15 protein-coding genes and 1 pseudogene are annotated in these 20,227 nt (G+C 62.6%); 6 read left to right on the forward strand and 10 right to left on the reverse strand.

Annotated features, from left to right (window positions below; translation table 11 throughout):
- Positions 1–41: 41 nt before the first annotated feature.
- The 6 genes from AB4N42_RS27345 to mreB form a co-directional block, all read right to left on the reverse strand.
- A complete protein-coding gene (locus AB4N42_RS27345; RefSeq protein ID WP_460115593.1) occupies positions 42–3,845 on the reverse strand; it encodes a YhdP family protein in 3,804 nt (1,267 codons plus the stop codon).
- 61 nt (positions 3,846–3,906) lie between these two features.
- The gene (rng, locus tag AB4N42_RS27350; RefSeq protein WP_030139844.1) at positions 3,907–5,364 is read right to left on the reverse strand and encodes a ribonuclease G; all 1,458 of its coding nucleotides are present in this window, start codon (positions 5,362–5,364) and stop codon (positions 3,907–3,909) included.
- 56 nt (positions 5,365–5,420) lie between these two features.
- Positions 5,421–6,017, reverse strand: a complete 597-nt coding sequence (locus AB4N42_RS27355) for a Maf family protein (RefSeq protein WP_407682806.1) — start codon at positions 6,015–6,017, stop codon at positions 5,421–5,423.
- Positions 6,018–6,060: 43 nt separating this feature from the next.
- A complete protein-coding gene (gene mreD, locus AB4N42_RS27360) occupies positions 6,061–6,549 on the reverse strand; it encodes a rod shape-determining protein MreD (protein WP_030139842.1) in 489 nt (162 codons plus the stop codon).
- Positions 6,546–7,634 (reverse strand): rod shape-determining protein MreC, encoded by a 1,089-nt coding sequence (gene mreC, locus AB4N42_RS27365; RefSeq protein ID WP_410002288.1) that lies wholly within the window; start codon positions 7,632–7,634, stop codon positions 6,546–6,548. Before mreC ends, mreD begins: the two co-directional genes overlap by 4 nt.
- Before the next feature lie 189 nt (positions 7,635–7,823).
- Positions 7,824–8,861 (reverse strand): rod shape-determining protein MreB, encoded by a 1,038-nt coding sequence (mreB, locus tag AB4N42_RS27370; protein ID WP_002555108.1) that lies wholly within the window; start codon positions 8,859–8,861, stop codon positions 7,824–7,826.
- A gap of 214 nt (positions 8,862–9,075) precedes the next feature.
- Here mreB and gatC point away from each other — a divergent pair, with 214 nt between their 5' ends.
- The 6 genes and pseudogenes from gatC to AB4N42_RS27400 all read left to right on the forward strand — a co-directional run bounded on the left by gatC (position 9,076) and on the right by AB4N42_RS27400 (position 14,304).
- The gene (gene gatC / locus AB4N42_RS27375) at positions 9,076–9,363 is read left to right on the forward strand and encodes an Asp-tRNA(Asn)/Glu-tRNA(Gln) amidotransferase subunit GatC (protein ID WP_020297123.1); all 288 of its coding nucleotides are present in this window, start codon (positions 9,076–9,078) and stop codon (positions 9,361–9,363) included.
- Between the two features lie 16 nt (positions 9,364–9,379).
- Positions 9,380–10,831, forward strand: coding sequence for an Asp-tRNA(Asn)/Glu-tRNA(Gln) amidotransferase subunit GatA (gene gatA, locus AB4N42_RS27380; RefSeq protein WP_217861253.1), 1,452 nt, complete (start codon positions 9,380–9,382; stop codon positions 10,829–10,831).
- 10 nt (positions 10,832–10,841) lie between these two features.
- On the forward strand, positions 10,842–12,287 hold the full coding sequence (gene gatB / locus AB4N42_RS27385; protein ID WP_030139839.1) for an Asp-tRNA(Asn)/Glu-tRNA(Gln) amidotransferase subunit GatB: 1,446 nt from the start codon (positions 10,842–10,844) through the stop codon (positions 12,285–12,287).
- Between the two features lie 149 nt (positions 12,288–12,436).
- A complete protein-coding gene (locus AB4N42_RS27390; protein WP_030139838.1) occupies positions 12,437–12,814 on the forward strand; it encodes a septal ring lytic transglycosylase RlpA family protein in 378 nt (125 codons plus the stop codon).
- Between the two features lie 49 nt (positions 12,815–12,863).
- Complete coding sequence (locus AB4N42_RS27395) at positions 12,864–13,925, forward strand: calcium/sodium antiporter (RefSeq protein ID WP_460116421.1); 1,062 nt, start codon at positions 12,864–12,866, stop codon at positions 13,923–13,925.
- Positions 13,922–14,304 (forward strand): annotated as a pseudogene (locus tag AB4N42_RS27400) (carboxymuconolactone decarboxylase family protein). Before AB4N42_RS27395 ends, AB4N42_RS27400 begins: the two are co-directional and overlap by 4 nt.
- Positions 14,305–14,447: 143 nt before the next feature.
- Here the strand turns inward: AB4N42_RS27400 and AB4N42_RS27405 are convergent.
- The 4 genes from AB4N42_RS27405 to AB4N42_RS27420 all read right to left on the reverse strand — a co-directional run bounded on the left by AB4N42_RS27405 (position 14,448) and on the right by AB4N42_RS27420 (position 20,111).
- Positions 14,448–15,389: an AEC family transporter gene (locus AB4N42_RS27405; RefSeq protein WP_030139836.1), complete on the reverse strand. Its 942-nt coding sequence runs from the start codon at positions 15,387–15,389 to the stop codon at positions 14,448–14,450.
- A gap of 259 nt (positions 15,390–15,648) precedes the next feature.
- Complete coding sequence (garD, locus tag AB4N42_RS27410; RefSeq protein WP_030139835.1) at positions 15,649–17,202, reverse strand: galactarate dehydratase; 1,554 nt, start codon at positions 17,200–17,202, stop codon at positions 15,649–15,651.
- A gap of 13 nt (positions 17,203–17,215) precedes the next feature.
- Positions 17,216–18,580: an MFS transporter gene (locus AB4N42_RS27415; RefSeq protein WP_030139834.1), complete on the reverse strand. Its 1,365-nt coding sequence runs from the start codon at positions 18,578–18,580 to the stop codon at positions 17,216–17,218.
- A gap of 85 nt (positions 18,581–18,665) precedes the next feature.
- Complete coding sequence (locus AB4N42_RS27420) at positions 18,666–20,111, reverse strand: aldehyde dehydrogenase family protein (RefSeq protein ID WP_460115594.1); 1,446 nt, start codon at positions 20,109–20,111, stop codon at positions 18,666–18,668.
- Between the last annotated feature and the right edge of the window lie 116 nt (positions 20,112–20,227).

Raw genomic sequence — 20,227 nt, forward strand, 5'->3', positions numbered from 1 at the left:
TCGCGAGCAAGCTCGCTCCCACAGGGACTCGCGTTAACCTGTCAAAACGGTTTGTCGAAGCTGATCTTCGGTTCTTTCCACGGCCCCTTGACGTCATATCTTACGCTGGCAAAACGCGCCACGCGGTCACCGATCAGCTTGTCGATCAAAAACAGCGCCCCGCCCACCGCCGGTGCGCCGACGATCAGTGCGGCGATCGGCAGGTTGTTCGTCACCGGCAGGGTCACCAACAGCTTGGCGTCTACCCGGTCGGTGACCATGTCCAGCGTACCGTTGAGCTCAAGGTTGCTGGACGGCCCCGCCAGGGTGATGGGCTCGCGCGTGACGTACACGCCGTCGCTCGCCACCAGCAGCCCCTTGACCCGGTCGTAGCTCAGTCCTTTGCCGAACAGGTCGGAAAAATCCAGGCGCAAGCGCCGACCGATGGAATTGAAGTTCAACAGGCCAAATACCCGCAAAGCCTGGGCGCTGCCTTCAACCTCAACGAACTGGCCCTTGCTCAATGACGCATCGAGACTGCCGGAGAAACGCTTGGTGGCAACCCAGGCGGGCGAGCCGGGCCAACGACCGTCCACATCCAGGCGGAATTCCTGGCTGGTCACACTCGGCGCGAACCCCCACCCTTTGAGGACATCAGCCAGGTTCTTGCCCTTGATACGGCCCTTGTACCAACTGCTGGTGGAACCGGGTACGCCTTCCCAGGCGCCATTGCCGTTCAACACCATGCCTTTGAGGCCCATGTCCAACTCGTTCAACGCGATACCCTTGCCGGTAGGGCGCACCTTCAATGACCAGGCGCCAATCAGATCAGGGCCTTGGAACAACTGGTCGATGGCAATATCCATCGCTGGAATTTTGCTGGGATCGACCGTGGCCAGAGGATCCGGGGCGTTTTCATCGGCCTGGACCGTCGGGTCCACAGCCGGCAGGCGCACATAATCCAGCTTGATGCCGATCGGGGCGGCTTTCGCATCCGGCAGGCTGACGCTGCCCTTGGCCTGCTGGCTGTCAAGCCGCAGGGCCCAGGCATCCGGTTTGCGGTCCAACTGCACCGAAGCCTGGTCCAGCGTCGTACCCATGGCCGTGAGCTTGCCCACTTTCAGGTCGGCGCTGCTGAGCACTTGTCGGGCACTGCCGCCCGGATCCTGGCCTGCGTATTTGCCCAGCAGATCCTGCCAGGGGCTCACGTCCAGTTCCGACAGCGCGCCACGCAGTCGCAACCCCCTGCCGCCAGGCAATACTGCATCACCGGCACCCAGCAGCAATTCACCACGACCGTCGGCGACCTTTCCACTCGGCGCGGCATAAGTGAAACTGGCCAGGTCGCCGTAATTGACCCAATAACGCCGCTCCGGCCCCTGCAGCGTCATGCGGAACACCGTGTCGCGCCCGATATCGGCGGCCATCCCGAAGGGGGCCGGCAAGTCCACCGCTACACCCTTGAGGTTGGAGCTGACCGACAACTGGCTGTCGGCGCCGTCGAGGATCACTTGCAGTTGATACGGAACCACCCCGGAGACGGGCAATGGCTGGGTCACGCTCAGCCAATCGGTGAGTTTCTTCACCTCGACCCGCCCCGACGCCGTCACTCGCGTATTGAGCGCACCGGCGCGGCCCTCGGCAAAAATCTGTGCAGCCACAGGTCGATCGAACGCCCTGGCCGCGATGTTCTTGCCGCTCAATCCCTTGCTGCTGTCGAAGCGGAAATCACCCTTGAGTTCGGTCAACTCGAGCGCCGGCTCGCTTAGCTTGAGCCGGGCCTTGTCAGTGGCAAAATCCACCAGGATTTTCGGTTGCTCGCCTTTGACCAGCGGGATATCGAGCTTCACGCTGCCTTGCAGCGCACCGTCGCCTTCCCAACCGGCGAACGTCTCGGCCGTACCGATAGGCGCAGTCTGGAGGATCTTCAGCCCATCGCCCAATCCACCGGCAAACCCGCCATCCAGCAGCAGATGAGAGCTCTGCCCGGTGGGCACGTGGGGAATGTTCACCGAAACATCTTTCACCTGGGTATCGAGCAGTTGCCCCTGGCTGGCAAAAATACGCACGCCACTGTCTTCGACAAACACATCGCCGCTGACCTTGCTGACGGAAGGCCAGCCCGGCTGGAAGGCCAGTTCGGCGTCATGCACCTTGAAAAACAGGCTGATGCTGCGGGCTGCGTCCTCGGCACCTTTGTTCAGCGAACCCTGGTACTGGAAAAAACCTTCGTCCACCGCGCCCTTGACGATTGCCGTGCGCAGCCACTCGTCCAGCGCCGGGCTGAGGACGGCCGGCAGGTACTTGCCGGTATAGCGTCCGTCGCCATCCACCAGGCCGACCCGCAGGTCCATGTAGTCTTCCTGGCTGTGGTCGAAATGCAGACGAATCAGGAAATCGCCGGCAATCCGGCCTTCCTCCCCCAGCACCTTCAGGTAGGGCGCGATCAGGGTGAAGCCCTGCTTGTCGAGCTTCCAGGTCAACCGGGCGTTGGCTTGCAGGTATTGCCAGGGCTTGGCGAAGATCGGCGCCAGATGCAGGGAGAAATCCTTGCTGTCCATGCGCAGTTCGCCGCCGCCGAGGTCACCGCTGAGGCTGCCGGAAACGTTGCGCGCCGCCGGCGCGCCGTGATAGGCGTCAAAGCCCACCGTATCCAGGTTGGTGGCAAAGCTGACTTTCTGGTCGCCGGTGTTCTGTGGACGAAAGTCCACCAGCACGTTACGCAGGCCACCGGTCACCTTGAGCCGATCGATCGCCGTGGCGAGGCCCTCGGGCAACGGCGCCAAGGCATTGAGCAACGGCGTCAGCGGTGTCAGGTCGAGACGATCGGCCTCCAGGTGCCAGCGCTCCTCGGCCTTATCGGTGGCTTCGCTTTGTTGTAGCTGCAAGCGCGATTCCCAACGGGTCTCGCCCAGGCTCATCGCAAAGGTATCAAGCGTCGCATTGAACCCTTGGCTGCCGCGTTGAAAGTAGCCGTTGAGGGCCAGATTCTGGATCTGTACCGGTTTGCGGTCGGCGTAGGCGCCCTGCAACTGCGGCGCGTTCAGTCGTACCGCCGCGCTTTGCACGGTGCCCGCCCCCCAACTGAGCCAGAACTCACCACCGGCCTTGATCTCGGAAAAATTCCATTGTTGGGTCAGGCGTTTCGGCAGCCATTTGGACCAATCGCTTTGCGGCAGGCTCAGGTAGGCATCGGCCTCGCCATTCTTCCAGTCGCTGGCTCGGATCCGGGTACGCACATTCATCGCCACGGGTTGGCCGTCAGGCAGGGTCAGGCGGGCATCCAATCGTTGGCGCGTGGGGCCGGTGCGCAGGCTCAGGCCAACGTAGGTCAGGCTCAGCGGTGGCTGATCCAAAGGTTGCAAGGTAACTTGGCTGTCGAGCACCGACAGCTTCGAGACGATTTGCATCCGGTTCAGCAACTGCTGCGGATCAAGGGGCTGATCGTCCCGCACTGGCAGGCCTTCCAAGGCCCACTTGCCGTCGGCGCCTTCCTTGAGGCTGATCTTCAGCCCACTCACTTCCAGATGAGCGATGCGCACCTGACGCGTCAGCAGGCTGTCCCATAGATCGGGCACGACGCGCACTTGATCCAGGTGCAAGGCATTGGCACCGTCGCCAACCACGACGTCACGCGCCGCCAATATAGGCGCCAGGGCGCTCCAGCTCCCGTCGAGGCTGCCAACGTGCACGGGCATGCCCAAGGCTTCGCTGGCCCGGGTCTCCAGCTCACCGCGGTATTCGGCCACCAGCGGGACCAGTTCCCGACCGAGGCTGACGTACAACGCCAGCAGCACCAGCAACAGTGCACACAAGCCCAGCCCCCAGCGCGTCAGCGTAGCCAAAAGACGTGTCAGGCGCTCCATGTCAGCAGCCTCCCCTGGCCAAGGCATTCAAATGGGCGGCCTCGCCACTCCACACGCCGCTTCAGAGCAACACCACGTCGTATTGTTCCTGGGAGTACATGGTTTCCACCTGGAAACGAATCGTGCGTCCGATAAAAGCCTCCAGCTCCGCCACGTTGCCTGACTCCTCATCGAGCAGGCGGTCCACCACTTTCTGGTTCGCCAACACTCTATAGCCAGTGGCCTGGTAGGCGCGCGCCTCCCGGAGAATTTCCCGGAAGATTTCGTAACACACGGTTTCCGGGGTCTTGAGCTTGCCCCGCCCCTGGCAACTGCTGCACGGTTCGCACAGCACCTGCTCCAGGCTTTCGCGGGTGCGCTTGCGGGTCATCTGCACCAGGCCCAGCTCGGTGATGCCGATGATGTTGGTCTTGGCGTGATCGCGCTCCAACTGTTTTTCCAACGTGCGCAGTACCTGGCGCTGGTGCTCTTCATCTTCCATGTCGATGAAATCGATAATGATGATCCCGCCAAGGTTACGCAGGCGCAGTTGCCGGGCAATGGCGGTCGCCGCTTCAAGATTGGTCTTGAAGATGGTCTCCTCGAGATTGCGATGACCGACAAAGGCACCGGTGTTGACGTCGATGGTGCTCATCGCCTCGGCCGGATCGACCACCAGGTAACCGCCAGACTTGAGCGGCACCTTGCGCTCCAGTGCACGCTGGATTTCATCTTCGACACCGTAAAGATCGAAAATCGGCCGTTCGCCTGGGTAGTGCTCCAGGCGATCGGCAATTTCCGGCATCAGTTCGGCGACGAATTGGGTGGTTCGCTGGAAGGTTTCCCGGGAATCGATGCGAATCTTCTCGATCTTCGGGCTGACCAGGTCGCGCAGGGTCCGCAGCGCCAGGCCGAGGTCTTCGTAGATCACGCTGGGGGTGGCGATGGTCTTGATCTGCGCGGCGATCTGGTCCCAGAGCCTGCGCAGGTAGCGGATATCCATGAGGATCTCATCGGCGCCGGCGCCTTCGGCTGCGGTGCGCAGGATGAAGCCGCCCGCCTCCTTGATCCCTTCTTTCTCCACGCAGTCGCTGACGACTTTCTTGAGACGCTCGCGCTCGGCTTCGTCCTCGATCTTCAGGGAAATGCCGACATGGGCCGTGCGCGGCATATACACGAGGTAGCGCGATGGAATCGACAGTTGGGTGGTCAGACGCGCGCCCTTGGAGCCGATGGGGTCCTTGGTGACTTGCACGACGAGGCTCTGCCCCTCATGGACCAGCGCACTGATGCTCTCCACGGCCGGCCCTTCGCGCATGGAAATTTCCGACGCATGAATGAATGCCGCTCGATCCAGCCCGATGTCGACGAAGGCCGCCTGCATGCCCGGCAGCACACGCACCACCTTGCCCTTGTAGATATTCCCGACAATGCCACGTTTCTGCGTACGCTCGACATGGACCTCTTGCAGGACACCGTTTTCAACCACCGCCACGCGCGATTCCATCGGCGTGATGTTGATCAGGATCTCTTCACTCATGGCAGGGTCTCGTTCAGGCATATTCACGATTATGGCCGCATCAAGTCAGTCAGCGCTCAGCGCGCGCTCAAGTTTTGCCAACAGGGTATGCCGAAATGGCCCAGCAGTTCCGCGGTTTCGCACAACGGCAGGCCGACCACCGCCGAATAACTGCCTTCGAGCCCGGCGACGAACACCGCACCCAACCCCTGGATACCATAGCTTCCGGCCTTGTCCCGGGGTTCGCCGCTGGCCCAATAGGCCAGCGCCTCTTGTTCGGTAATCGAGCGAAAACTCACCCGACTGCGAACCACACGGGATTCGCAACGCTGTCCATCCAGCACGGCAATAGCCGTCAATACTTCATGATCGCGACCGGACAGGCCCAGGAGCATCGACACGGCGTCGGCCTGATCCTGGGGCTTGCCGAGAACTCGTCCGTCCAGCACGACAGCGGTATCGGCGCCCAACACGCAGCCATCGATGTCGGTTGCCAGGGCACGTCGTCCAGCCTCGGCCTTGCCGCGCGCCAGGCGCTCTACATAGGCCGATGGGGTTTCGTGATCAAGAGGCGTTTCGTCGATGTCCGCACCGATGGCGGTAAAAGGCACGCCGATCTGTGTGAGCAGTTCACGTCGTCGCGGCGAGCCTGAGGCGAGGTAAAGCGGTTTCATCAAGACATCTCCCTTCCAAGGTACGGGCCAATGCCTGACCGAATCAGTTGATTTTGAAACGCAGGCGCAAGCCGCGTAAACCGAAGCTTATCCATGGCCAGAGCAAGGCGCTGACCAGGGCCGGCAAGACCAGGGCCAGGGTCGGCTGGCGATTGCCGGTCAGCGCACTGAGCCACAGCTGCACCAGCTGCGCCAGGCCAAAGATCACCAGGATCACCAGGCTCTGCTGCCACATCGGGAACATCCGCAGGCGCTGCTGCAACGACAGCACCAGGAAGGTAATCAGCGTCAGGATCAATGCGTTCTGGCCCAACAACGTGCCATAAAGCACGTCTTCGGCCAGCCCCAGGCACCAGGCCGTGACCATGCCGACCTTGTGCGGCAGGGCCAGGGCCCAGAAGGCCAGCAACAAGGCCAGCCACAGCGGGCGCAGGATTTCCATGAACTGCGGCAGCGGTGAAACGCTGAGCAACAGGCCGATGGCGAAGGTCAGCCAGACCATCCAGCCGTTACCGGATCGAGTACTGCTCATTCTTCTCGTGCTCCCCTGGTGGCAGGCGTAGCGGCGGGCGTCGAGGCCGGTGGCTTGGTCGCGGGCTTCGCAGGTTGACTCGCCGGCTGGCGGGCAGCCGGCTGGTGAGCGGCCGGTTTGGCAGGTGTCGCGGCGGGTGCCGCCGCGGGCGTGGTGGCCGGCGGCGTCGCGGCAGGCGTTGTCACCTGAGGCTTGGGCACGGTAGCCGGGACAGGTGCAGGGGCGGGTGACGTCGGGGTGGCCGAATCGCCGCCCTGCCGGTCCTGGGCTTCCTGGGCCACGGCAGCATCATTGGCTCGTTCTTCAGGCGTGCGGTTGTCGCTGAACACCAGCAGCAGGTAACGGCTGCGATTCAGCGCGGCGGTCGGCACCGCGCGCACGATGGCAAACGGCTGGCCGGAATCGTGGATCACTTCCTTGACCGTCGCCACCGGATAACCGGCAGGGAATCGCTGGCCGAGGCCGGAGCTGACCAGCAGGTCGCCTTCCTTGATGTCGGCGGTGTCGGCCACATGCCGCAGCTCCAGGCGTTCCGGGTTGCCGGTACCGCTGGCAATCGCCCGCAAGCCGTTGCGATTGACCTGCACGGGAATGCTGTGGGTGGTGTCGGTCAACAGCAGGACACGAGAGGTATAGGGCATCAACTCAACCACCTGCCCCATCAGGCCACGGGCATCGAGCACCGGCTGGCCGAGGACCACGCCGTCGCGCTCGCCCTTGTTGATGATGATGCGGTGGGTGAACGGGTTGGGGTCCATGCCGATCAACTCGGCCACTTCGACCTTCTCGTTGACCAGCGCGGAGGAGTTGAGCAATTCGCGCAGCCGAACGTTCTGCTCGGTGAGGGCCGCCAGCTTCTGCATGCGCCCCTGCAACAGCAGGTTTTCGGTCTTGAGTTTTTCGTTTTCGGCGACCAGTTCGGTCCGGCTGCCAAATTGACTGGCCACACCCTGCCACAACCGTTGCGGCAGGTCGGTGATCCAGTAGGACTCCATCAACACCAGCGACATCTGGCTGCGCACTGGCTTGAGCAGCGTGAAACGGGCATCCACCACCATCAGCGCAACCGATAGCACGGCCAACACCAGCAGGCGCACACCCAATGAGGGGCCTTTGGCAAAAAGCGGTTTAATAGGCCGCTCCTCCCAGGCAAATGTTTTCTTTATTCATACGGCATCAAACCGGCCTGGATACGAATGACAGAAGATAAACGCCAACGGGCAGCACTGCAAAGTGCTGCCCGGGAGCGAACAACATAGACCATCCAGCCGCGCTTATTCGCTGGAGAGCAGGTCCATGGTGTGCTTGTCCATCATTTCCAAAGCACGGCCACCGCCACGGGCAACGCACGTCAGCGGGTCTTCGGCAACGATCACCGGCAGGCCGGTTTCCTGGGCCAGCAGCTTGTCGAGGTCACGCAGCAGCGCGCCACCACCGGTCAGCACCAGGCCGCGCTCGGCGATGTCCGAGGCCAGCTCCGGCGGCGACTGCTCCAAGGCGCTCTTGACCGCCTGGACGATGGTCGCCAGCGACTCTTGCAGCGCTTCGAGTACTTCGTTGGAGTTGAGGGTGAACGCGCGTGGAACGCCTTCAGCCAGGTTGCGACCGCGAACGTCGACTTCGCGCACTTCGCCGCCCGGGTAGGCCGTGCCGATTTCCTGCTTGATACGCTCGGCGGTGGATTCGCCAATCAGGCTGCCGTAGTTGCGACGCACGTAGGTGATGATCGCTTCGTCGAAACGGTCGCCGCCCACACGCACGGACTCGGCGTAGACCACACCGTTGAGGGAGATCAACGCGATTTCAGTGGTACCGCCACCGATGTCGACAACCATCGAACCGCGGGCTTCTTCCACCGGCAGGCCGGCACCGATGGCCGCAGCCATTGGCTCTTCGATCAGGAACACTTCGCGGGCACCGGCACCGAGGGCCGATTCACGGATGGCGCGACGCTCCACCTGGGTGGATTTGCAAGGCACGCAGATCAGCACGCGAGGGCTGGGCTGCAGGAAGCTGTTCTCGTGAACCTTGTTGATGAAGTACTGCAGCATCTTTTCGCAGACGCTGAAGTCGGCGATCACGCCGTCTTTCATGGGGCGAATGGCTGCAATGTTGCCCGGTGTACGGCCCAGCATGCGCTTGGCTTCCGTACCGACAGCCACGACACTTTTCTGGTTACCGTGGGTGCGGATGGCCACGACCGAGGGTTCATTCAGGACGATACCGCGCTCGCGCACGTAAATAAGGGTGTTGGCAGTGCCCAGGTCGATGGAAAGATCGCTGGAAAACATGCCACGCAGTTTCTTGAACATGGGAAAGGGACCCTAGGCAACGCGTGGGTAAAAAAGTGCGGCAAACTCTAACAACGACAGGGATTTTGGGCAAGGCGCCAATATGTTAAATTGGCCGCTTTTCTGTGCACCAAACACCGAGATCGCGGCCGTAGGGCCGTAGAAATGCGGTAGTGTTCCGACAATCTAACACACGGACGGACTGCGTCCGTTTTGTTTTCCACTGGAGAATCCCATGGCGCTTGAACGCTCCGACGTGGAAAAAATCGCTCATCTGGCCTGTCTGGGCCTCAATGAAGCCGATCTTCCACACATCACTTCTGCCCTGAACAGCATTCTCGGGCTGGTCGACGAGATGCAGGCGGTCGATACCGACGGTATCGAGCCGCTGGCCCACCCACTGGAAGCCAGCCAGCGCCTGCGCGCCGACGTCGTGACCGAGTCCAATCACCGCGAGGCCTACCAGTCCATCGCGCCAGCGGTCGAAAACGGCCTGTACCTGGTTCCGAAAGTCATCGACTAAAGGGAAAGAGCCTCTCATGCATCACATGACACTGGCCGAGATCGCCCGCGGACTCGCCGACAAAAAGTTTTCCTCCGAAGAGCTGACCAAGGCCCTGCTGGCGCGCATCGCCCAGCTCGACCCGCAGCTCAACAGCTTCATCAGCCTCACCGAGGAACTGGCCTTGAGCCAGGCCAAGGCCGCCGACGCCCGTCGCGCCAATGGTGAGAGCGGCGCCCTGCTCGGCGCGCCGATTGCCCACAAGGACCTGTTCTGCACCCAGGGCATCCGCACCAGCTGCGGCTCGAAGATGCTCGACAACTTCAAGGCCCCGTACGACGCCACCGTGGTCGCCAAGCTGGCCGCTGCCGGCACCGTGACCCTGGGCAAGACCAACATGGACGAATTCGCCATGGGTTCGGCCAACGAGTCGAGCCACTACGGCCCGGTGAAGAACCCGTGGAACCTGGAACACGTGCCGGGTGGCTCGTCCGGTGGTTCCGCCGCCGCCGTGGCCGCGCGCCTGTTGCCGGCCGCCACCGCCACCGACACCGGCGGCTCGATTCGCCAGCCGGCGGCGTTCACCAACCTCACCGGCCTGAAGCCCACCTACGGCCGCGTCTCGCGCTGGGGCATGATCGCCTACGCCTCCAGCCTCGACCAGGGCGGCCCCTTGGCCCGTACCGCCGAAGACTGCGCAATCCTGCTGCAAGGCATGGCCGGCTTCGACCCGAACGACTCCACCAGCATCGATGAACCGGTTCCGGACTACAGCGCCAGCCTCAACGGCTCGCTGCAAGGCCTGCGCATCGGCGTGCCGAAGGAATACTTCAGCGCCGGCCTCGACCCGCGCATCGCCGAGCTGGTCCACAACAGCGTCAAGGCGCTGGAGAAGCTCGGCGCGGTGATCAAGGAAATCAGCCTGCCGAACATGCAGCACGCGATTCCGGCGTACTACGTGATCGCCCCGGCGGAAGCCTCCTCGAACCTCTCGCGTTTCGACGGCGTGCGCTTCGGCTATCGCTGCGAGAACCCGGAAAACCTGGTCGACCTGTACAAGCGCTCCCGTGGCGAAGGCTTCGGTGCCGAAGTGCAGCGCCGGATCATGGTCGGCGCCTACGCGCTGTCCGCCGGCTACTACGATGCCTACTACCTCAAGGCGCAGAAGATCCGCCGCCTGGTGAAGAACGACTTCATGGCCGCCTTCAACGAGGTCGACATCATCCTCGGCCCGACCACGCCGAACCCGGCCTGGAAGCTCGGCGCCAAGAACAGCGACCCGGTCGCCGAGTACCTGGAAGACGTCTACACCATCACCGCCAACCTCGCCGGCTTGCCGGGCCTCTCCATGCCGGCCGGTTTCGTCGATGGCCTGCCGGTGGGCGTGCAGTTGCTCGCGCCGTATTTCCAGGAAGGCCGCCTGCTCAACGTGGCGCACCAGTATCAGTTGAATACCGACTGGCACACCCGCACCCCAACCGGCTTCTGAGGAGAAACACATGCAATGGGAAGTCGTGATCGGGCTGGAGATTCATACCCAGCTCACCACCCGGTCGAAAATCTTTTCCGGTAGCTCGACCACATTCGGTTCCGAGCCCAACACCCAGGCCAGCCTGGTGGACCTGGGCATGCCCGGCGTGCTGCCGGTGCTCAACGCCGAAGCGGTGCGCATGGCGGTGATGTTCGGCCTGGCGATTGACGCCGAGATCGGCCAGCACAACGTGTTTGCCCGTAAGAACTACTTTTACCCGGACCTGCCCAAGGGCTACCAGATCAGCCAGATGGAACTGCCGATCGTGGGCAAGGGCCACCTGGACATCGCCCTCGAAGACGGCACGGTCAAGCGCGTTGGCATCACCCGTGCGCACCTGGAAGAAGACGCCGGCAAGAGCCTGCACGAGGAATTCAACGGTGCCACCGGCATCGACCTGAACCGTGCCGGCACCCCGCTGCTGGAAATCGTCTCCGAGCCGGACATGCGCAGCGCCAAGGAAGCCGTGGCCTACGTCAAGGCGATCCATGCGCTGGTGCGCTACCTGGGCATCTGCGACGGCAACATGGCCGAAGGCTCGCTGCGCTGCGACTGCAACGTGTCGATCCGGCCCAAGGGCCAGGTCGAGTTTGGCACCCGCTGCGAGATCAAGAACGTCAACTCGTTCCGCTTCATCGAGAAGGCGATCAACAGCGAGATCCAGCGCCAGATCGAACTGATCGAGGACGGCGGCAAGGTCATCCAGCAGACCCGCCTGTACGACCCGAACAAGGACGAGACCCGTCCGATGCGCAGCAAGGAAGAAGCCAACGACTACCGTTACTTCCCCGATCCGGACCTGCTGCCGGTGGTCATCGAGAACTCGTTCCTCGATGACGTGCGCGCCACCCTGCCGGAACTGCCGCCGCAGAAACGCGAGCGCTTCCAGGCGCAGTTCGGGCTATCGAGCTATGACGCCAACGTCCTGGCCACCAGCCGCGAACAGGCCGATTACTTCGAGAAAGTCGTGAGCATCGGCGGCGACGCCAAGCTGGCGGCCAACTGGGTGATGGTCGAGTTGGGCAGCCTGTTGAACAAGCAGGGCCTGGAAATCGACGAGTCGCCGGTCTCGGCCGAGCAACTGGGCGGCATGCTGGTGCGGATCAAGGACAACACCATTTCCGGCAAGATCGCCAAGATGGTCTTCGAAGCCATGGCCAATGGCGAAGGTAGCGCCGACGAGATCATCGAGAAGCGCGGCTTGAAGCAGGTCACCGACACCGGTGCGATCAGCGCGGTGCTCGATGAAATGCTCGCAGCCAACGCCGAGCAGGTCGAACAGTACCGTGCGGCAGACGAAGCCAAGCGCGGCAAGATGTTCGGCTTCTTCGTCGGCCAGGCCATGAAAGCCTCCAAGGGCAAGGCCAACCCGCAACAGGTCAACGAATTGCTCAAAAGCAAGCTCGAAGGCTGATGGCCATGGAGCCAGTCCTCAAATCTGGCTCACCCCCCTGTGGGAGCGAGCTTGCTCGCGATAGCGGTATGACAGTCAACCTAGATGTTGAATGTGATGGCCCCATCGCGAGCAAGCTCGCTCCCACATTTGTATTTGGAACCTCTCAGATGAAGCGTCTCCTCGGCGCCTGCGCCCTGCTGTCCCTGCTGGCCGGCTGTGCCAGCCAGAGTGGGACGGTCGATCCACACGGCTACGACCAGACCGGCGTCGCCTCCTATTACGGCTCCAGGCACCACGGCAAGCGCACCGCCAGCGGCGAGCGTTTCGACCAGCACGGCCTGACCGCCGCACATCGCCAGTTGCCATTCGGCACTCGGGTGAAAATCACCAACCTTGGCAATGACGAGAGCGTCGTGGTCCGCATCAATGATCGTGGGCCGTATACACGCGGTCGCCTGATCGACGTATCGCGCGCCGCTGCCGAACAATTGGGCATGTTGCGCGCTGGCACCGCGCGGGTACGCGTGCAAGCCCTCGACGATTGATAGACGGAGCCCGGCCATTTCCCTGATCAACGCCCTACCGCTGCTCAGCCTGCTCGAACTGTTCGGCGCGCTGCTGTTGCTGATCGCCGGCGCCGAACTGCTGGTGCGCGCCGCCGTCGGCCTGGCGGCACGCTTGCTGGTGCGACCTTTGATCATCGGCCTGACCGTCGTCGCCTTCGGCAGCAGCGCGCCGCAAATGGCCGTCAGCCTGCAGGCGACCCTGGCGCAGAACGCCGACATCGCCGTGGGCAGTGTGATTGGCAGCAGCATCTTCAATATCCTCGTCACCCTCGGGCTGTCGGCGCTGATCATCCCGCTGCGCGTCTCGCGCCAACTGGTGCGCCTCGACATCCCGCTGATGATCGGCGCCAGCCTGCTGGTGTTCGTGCTGGCCTGGAACGAGGAACTGACCCGACTCGACGGCGTTGTCCTGCTGATGGCCCTGGCGGTGTACCTGGGCCTGTTGTTGCGCCAGTCACGACACTCCGCTCGACCGCACCCGCTGGGTGGCGAGGTGGCCCATACATCCTGGCCCAAGAGTCTGGTGATGATCGTGTCGGGCCTGGCGATGCTGGTGTTCGCCGGGCACCTGTTGCTGGGCGCTGCGGTGGAAGTGGCCACGGACCTGGGTTTGTCGGAGCGCATCATCGGCCTGACCATCGTCGCCGTCAGCACGTCGCTGCCGGAGCTCGCCACTTCGCTGATCGCCGCCCTGCGTGGCCAACGGGACATCGCGGTGGGCAACGTGATCGGCAGCAACCTGTTCAACTTGCTGGGCGTGCTGGGTATAACCGCCCTCGCCGCGCCCTCGCCGCTCTCGGTCTCGCCCAACGCCCTGGATTTCGACCTGCCGGTAATGCTCGGCGTCGCGGTGCTGTGCCTGCCGGTGTTCTATTCCGGCTACCGCGTCACCCGCGCCGAAGGCTTGCTGTTGCTGGGCTTGTACGCGGTCTATGGGCTGCACGTGGTGTCGTTCACCACGGGCATGCCGCTGGCCGGCCAGCTTGAACGCTTGATGTTGTTCTACGTGCTGCCGACCCTGCTCGCGTTTTTGCTGTTCACCTCGGTGCACGCCTGGCGCCGCCAACACCACAAGAGGGATTTGCCATGACCGACACTCCAAAGACCGGCCTCGACATGCGGCGCCAGGTGATGGGCGACGCGTTCGTCGACCGCGCCCTGGGCAACGCCACCGAATTCACCCAGCCGCTGCAGGATTTCGTCAACGAACACGCCTGGGGCAGCGTCTGGAGCCGCGAAGGCCTGCCGTTGAAGACCCGCAGCCTGATTACCCTCGCCGCCCTCACCGCGCTCAAGTGCCCGCAGGAACTCAAGGGGCACGTGCGCGGCGCGCTGAACAATGGCTGCACGGTGGAAGAGATTCGCGAGGCATTGCTGCATTGCGCGGTGTATGCCGGCATGTGCCGGCGGCGATCGATGCGTTTCGTGCGGCACAGGAAGTGATCGATAGCTACCAGAAACCTGAGTGAAGGCCCAAGCCTTGCGGTGACAGGCCAGGCCTCTTCGCGAGCAAGCCCGCTCCCACATTGACTGCGTTCTTCCATGGAAATGCGATCGAATGTGGGAGCGGGCTTGCTCGCGAATGGAACGAAAGAGCGCTGCAAACCCGAGGCTAGATCCACCCACCCCACTGCAACACAAAGATCCCCAGGTTGGTGGTAATCGCCGCCATCAGCGTGGTGATGACGATGATCGCCGCCGCCAGCTCATGGTTGCCATCGGCTGCCCGGGCCATGACATAGCTGGCGGCGGCGGTAGGGCTGCCGAAGTACAGGAACAGGATCCCCAGCTCCGCCCCGCGAAAGCCCCACAGCCACGCGCCCAATGTGGTCACCAGCGGCAAACCGACCATCTTCACCAGGCTGGAGCTCAGGGCCATCTTGCCGCTCTTGCGCAAGGCCGCCAGCGACAGCGTGCCGCCAATGCAGATCAGCGCCAGGGGCAAGGTCATTTGTGACAGATACTTCGCCGAAGTCTCGAACCAGTTCGGCAGGCCGATCTGCCAATAGGCGAACGGCGCGGCAACGATCACGCTGATGATCAGCGGATTGCTGATCACGCTTTTGCAGATGCTCCACGGATCGGACTTGATCACCGGGCTGTAGACCGCCAGCACGATGGTCGACAAGGTGTTGTAGAACAGGATCACCAGCGCCGCGAGAATCGCCCCCAGGGAAATCCCGTAGTCGCCGTACATGCTCGCGGCCAGTGCGAGGCCGATCACACCGTTGTTGCCGCGAAACGCGCCCTGGGTGTAGATGCCGCGATCTTCCCGCGGGCAACGCCAGATCGCCCAGCCCCAGGCCATCGCAAAACTCACCAGGGTGGCAATCGAGAAATAGATCAACAGGTCGGGTTGCAACGCCGCGTGCAGGTCGGCGTGCAGGATGCCGAGAAACAACAACGCCGGCATGGTGACGTTGAACACCAGCGACGAGGCGATGTGGATGAAGTTGTCGTTGATCCAGTAGATACGCTTGAGCAATGTCCCCAGGAACAGCATGGCAAACACCGGTGCGGTGATGTTCAGGGTTTCGAGGAAAATTGCCAGCATGCCGGGGGCCTTGAGAAGGGTGTCGTTAGGTGGCTAATGATAGCCACTAACGACGTTGGCGTCTGGTGAAGCGCTTTCGCGAGCAAGCTCGCTCCCACATTTGTACCGGGTCGACCACAAATCCACACTCACCACATATCCCCTGTGGGAGCGAGCTTGCTCGCGAAGGCGCCGGGTCAGCTTGCATCAATGCTGAATGTAACGCCCCCATCGCGAGCAAGCTCGCTCCCACACTGGATCTCCAGCGGTTACGCAATCATCAGGTAATCGGCGCCGGGTTGAACAAGGTGATGTCGTTGAACAGCTTGTGCCGTTCGGCCCAGGTCTGCTTCTTGCCGCTGGCCACGTCCAGGTAGTAATGGAACAGCTCCCAACCCAACTCTTCGATGGTCGCGCGCCCGGTGGCGATCCGGCCGGCGTCGATGTCGATCAGGTCCGGCCAGCGCTGGGCCAGTTCGGTGCGGGTCGAGACCTTCACCACCGGTGCCATGGCCAAGCCGTACGGCGTGCCCCGGCCGGTGGTGAACACGTGCAGGTTCATCCCCGCCGCCAGTTGCAGCGTGCCGCAGACAAAATCACTGGCCGGCGTGGCACAGAAGATCAGGCCCTTTTGCTTGAAGCGCTCGCCCGGGCCAAGCACGCCGTTGATTGCGCTGCTGCCGGACTTGACGATCGAGCCCAAAGACTTCTCGACGATGTTCGACAACCCACCCTTCTTGTTGCCCGGCGTGGTGTTGGCGCTGCGATCGGCCTCGCCTTTGGCCAGGTAACGGTCGTACCAGTCCATTTCGCGCACCAGCTCCTGGGCGACTTCCTGGGTTTGCGCCCGGGAGGTCAGCAGGTAGATCGCATCGCGCACTTCGGTGACTTCGGAAAACATCACCGTCGCGCCGGCCCGCAACAGCAAGTCCGAGGCGTAGCCCAGGGCCGGGTTGGCGGTGATGCCGGAAAACGCATCGCTGCCGCCGCACTGCATGCCCAGGATCAGCTCCGAGGCCGGCACGGTTTCGCGACGGCGCTGATCGAGTTTCTTCAGGCGCGTCTCGGCCAGTTCCATGATCTGCTCGATCATTTCCGTGAAGCCGTGACTGGAATCCTGCAAGCGATACAACCACGGCTCGCTGAGGTCCACCGAGCTATCGCCTTCGTGCATCACCTGCCCGGCCTGCAATTTCTCGCAGCCCAGGCTGATCACCAGCGCCTCGCCTCCCAGGTTCGGGTTGCGCGCCAGGTTGCGCACGGTACGGATCGGGATGTAGGCGTCGGTAGCAGTGATCGCCACCCCGCAGCCATAGCTGTGGGTCAGCGCGACCACGTCATCGACGTTCGGGTACTTGGGCAGCAGCTCGTCCTTGATGCGCTTGACCGCATGGTCGAGCACGCCGGTGACGCACTGCACCGTGGTGGTAATACCCAGGATGTTGCGCGTGCCGACGGTGCCGTCGGCGTTGCGATAACCTTCGAAGGTGTAGCCCTCCAGCGGCGCATCCGCCGCTGGCACGTCGGTGGACAGCGGCAAGCTGTCCAGCGGCGGCGCGGTGGGCATGCGCAACTGGTCTTCCTTGACCCAACTGCCGCGAGGAATCGGCTGCAGCGCGTAGCCAATGACCTGGCCGTAGCGAATCACCTCGCCGCCCTCGGGAATGTCCACGAGGGTGACTTTGTGGCTCTGCGGGACGAAGTCCACGGTGACCAGGCCGTCCGGGAATTCGGTCCCGGCCGGTACGCCCTGGTCATTGACCACGATCACCACGTTGTCCCGCTCGTGCAGGCGGATGTAACGGGGCGAATCGGCATGTTCAATCAACTGCATGAAAAGCCGCTCCTCAGGAATTTGCTTGGGACAATTGGGTCAGCTCAGGGCCACGGGTTGGTGGCTCCTTGAGCACGACACGCTTGATCGGCCCCACGATCACCAGGTAGCTGAACACCGCCACCAACGCATTGCAACCGACGAACACCAGGGCCCACTTGAACGAACCGGTGGCGCTGATGATGTAACCGATGACGATTGGCGTGGTGATCGATGCCAGGTTGCCGAAGGTATTGAACAGGCCACCGCTCAAGCCGGCGATCTGTTTCGGCGAGGTATCGGACACCACGGCCCAACCAAGCGCGCCGACGCCTTTACCGAAGAAGGCCAAGGCCATGAAGCCCACCACCATCCATTCGATGTCGACGTAGTTGCACGCCACGATGCTGCTCGATACCAGCAAACCGGCAATGATCGGCGCCTTGCGGGCGAAGGTCAGCGAATGGCCCTTGCGCAGCAGGTAATCGGAAATCACCCCGCCGAGCACGCCGCCGATGAAGCCGCAGATTGCCGGCAAGGACGCGATGAAACCCGCCTTGAGGATGGTCATGCCGCGTTCCTGCACCAGGTACACCGGGAACCAGGTCAGGAAGAAGTAAGTGATGCCGTTGATGCAGTACTGGCCCAGGTATACGCCGAGCATCATGCGGTTGGTCAGCAGTTGGCGAATGTAGTCCCACTTCGGACCGTCGGTTTTCTTGCCTTTGCCCTTGTCCTGGTCCATGTCGACCATCGCGCCGTTCGAAGCGATGTGATTGAACTCGGCCTCGTTGATCATCGGATGCTGGCGCGGGCTGTGAATGATCTTCAGCCAGATCAGCGAGAACACGATGCCGATCACGCCCATCACGATGAACACGTGCTGCCAGCCGAAGCGGTAGACGATCCAGCCCATCAGCGGTGCGAACAACACGGTGGCGAAATATTGCGCCGAGTTGAAGATCGCCGAAGCGGTGCCGCGTTCCGCGGTGGGGAACCAGGCGGCGACGATCCGGGCGTTGCCAGGGAACGAAGGCGCTTCGGCCAGCCCGACCAGAAAGCGCAGCATGAACAGCGCAACCACAGCCGTGGACATGCCGAATTCACCGACGTAGCCCTGCAGCACGGTGAACAGCGACCAGGTGAAAATGCTCAAGGCATAGATTTTCTTCGACCCGAAACGGTCGAGCAGCCAGCCGCCAGGAATCTGCCCGGCCACATAGGCCCAACCGAAAGCGGAGAAGATATAACCGAGGGTAACGGCGTCGATGCCGAGGTCTTTCTGCAGGCTGGAGCCTGCGATGGCAATAGTTGCGCGGTCGGCATAGTTGATCGTCGTCACCAAAAACAGCATGAGCAGGATCAAATAGCGGACGCGGGTCGGCTTGGTTTCTTGCATGTCATCTACTTCCACTATTTATTTTTATACGGGAATTCAATTTATACGGTCGGCGCCGATGCGCGGCGCCGACCGGTATTGCGTGTTACGAGCCGATGTAGGAGGTCTTCACCACGGTATAGAACTCTTGCGCGTAGCGACCCTGCTCGCGCGAACCGTAGGACGAACCTTTGCGCCCACCGAACGGCACGTGGTAATCCACGCCGACGGTCGGCAGGTTGACCATCACCATGCCCGCCTGGGAATGGCGCTTGAAGTGGTTGGCATACTTCAGCGAGGTGGTGGCGATACCGGCCGACAGACCGAACTCGGTGTCGTTGGCCATCGCCAGCGCCGCCTCGTAGTCAGCCACGCGCACGACGTTGGCCACCGGGCCGAAGATCTCTTCGCGGCTGATGCGCATCGAAGCTTCGCTGTCGGCGAACAGCGTCGGCGCCAGGAAGTAACCTTCGGTATCGCAAGTCACCACGCCACCACCGCTGACCAACCGCGCACCTTCGCTCTGGCCGATGTCGATGTACTTCAAGTCCTGGTTGAGCTGGGCTTCGGAAACGACCGGGCCAATGTCAGTACCGGCCTTCAACGCATGGCCGACCTTGATCGACTGCATGCGCTCGGCCATGGCCGCGACGAACTTGTCGTGGATGCCGACGGTGACGATCAGGCGACTGGAAGCCGTGCAACGCTGGCCGGTGGAGTAGAACGCGCTCTGCACCGCCAGTTCGACGGCCTGCTTGAGGTCGGCGTCGTCGAGGATGATCTGCGGGTTCTTGCCGCCCATCTCCAATTGGACCTTGGCCTGGCGCGACACGCAGTTGACCGCGATCTGCCGGCCCACGCCCACGGAACCGGTGAAACTGATGCCGTCGACTTTCGGGCTGTTGACCAGGACTTCACCGACCACGCGGCCGCTGCCCATCACCAGGTTGAACGCACCGGCCGGGAAACCGGCGCGGGAAATGATCTCGGCCAGCGCCCAGGCGCAGCCCGGCACCAGTTCGGCGGGCTTGATCACCACGCAGTTGCCGTAGGCCAGGGCCGGAGCGATTTTCCATGCAGGGATCGCGATCGGGAAGTTCCACGGGGTGATCAGGCCGACCACGCCGAGGGCTTCACGGGTCACTTCAACGTTGACGCCCGGGCGCACCGACGGTACGTAATCGCCCGACAGGCGCAGGCATTCACCAGCGAAGAATTTGAAAATGTTGCCGGCGCGGGTCACTTCGCCGATGGCTTCGGGCAGGGTCTTGCCCTCTTCCCGGGCCAGCAGTTGGCCAAGTTCTTCGCGGCGGGCGAGGATCTCGGTGCCGACTTTGTCCAGCGCATCGTGACGCGCCTGGATGCCCGAGGTCGACCAGGCCGGGAACGCGGCGCGGGCGGCTTCGATGGCGGCGTTGACTTGCGCTGCGTCAGCCTTGGCGTATTCACCGATGACATCGGACAAGTCAGACGGGTTGATGTTGGTGCAATAGTCGGCACCGGCCACCCACTGACCGTTGATGTAGTTATCGAAACGCTTTGCATCTGCCACGGAGCTTCTCCTCTCACAAAAGCTGTCTAGGAACGCAGGGCGTCCCTGGCTGCGTCCCCACGCGTGCGCGGGAACGATCGAGCCTTACGCAAAAAGCCGCTGATTGCTCAGCGGCC

It is taken from the genome of Pseudomonas sp. H2_D02, from assembly GCF_054677635.1.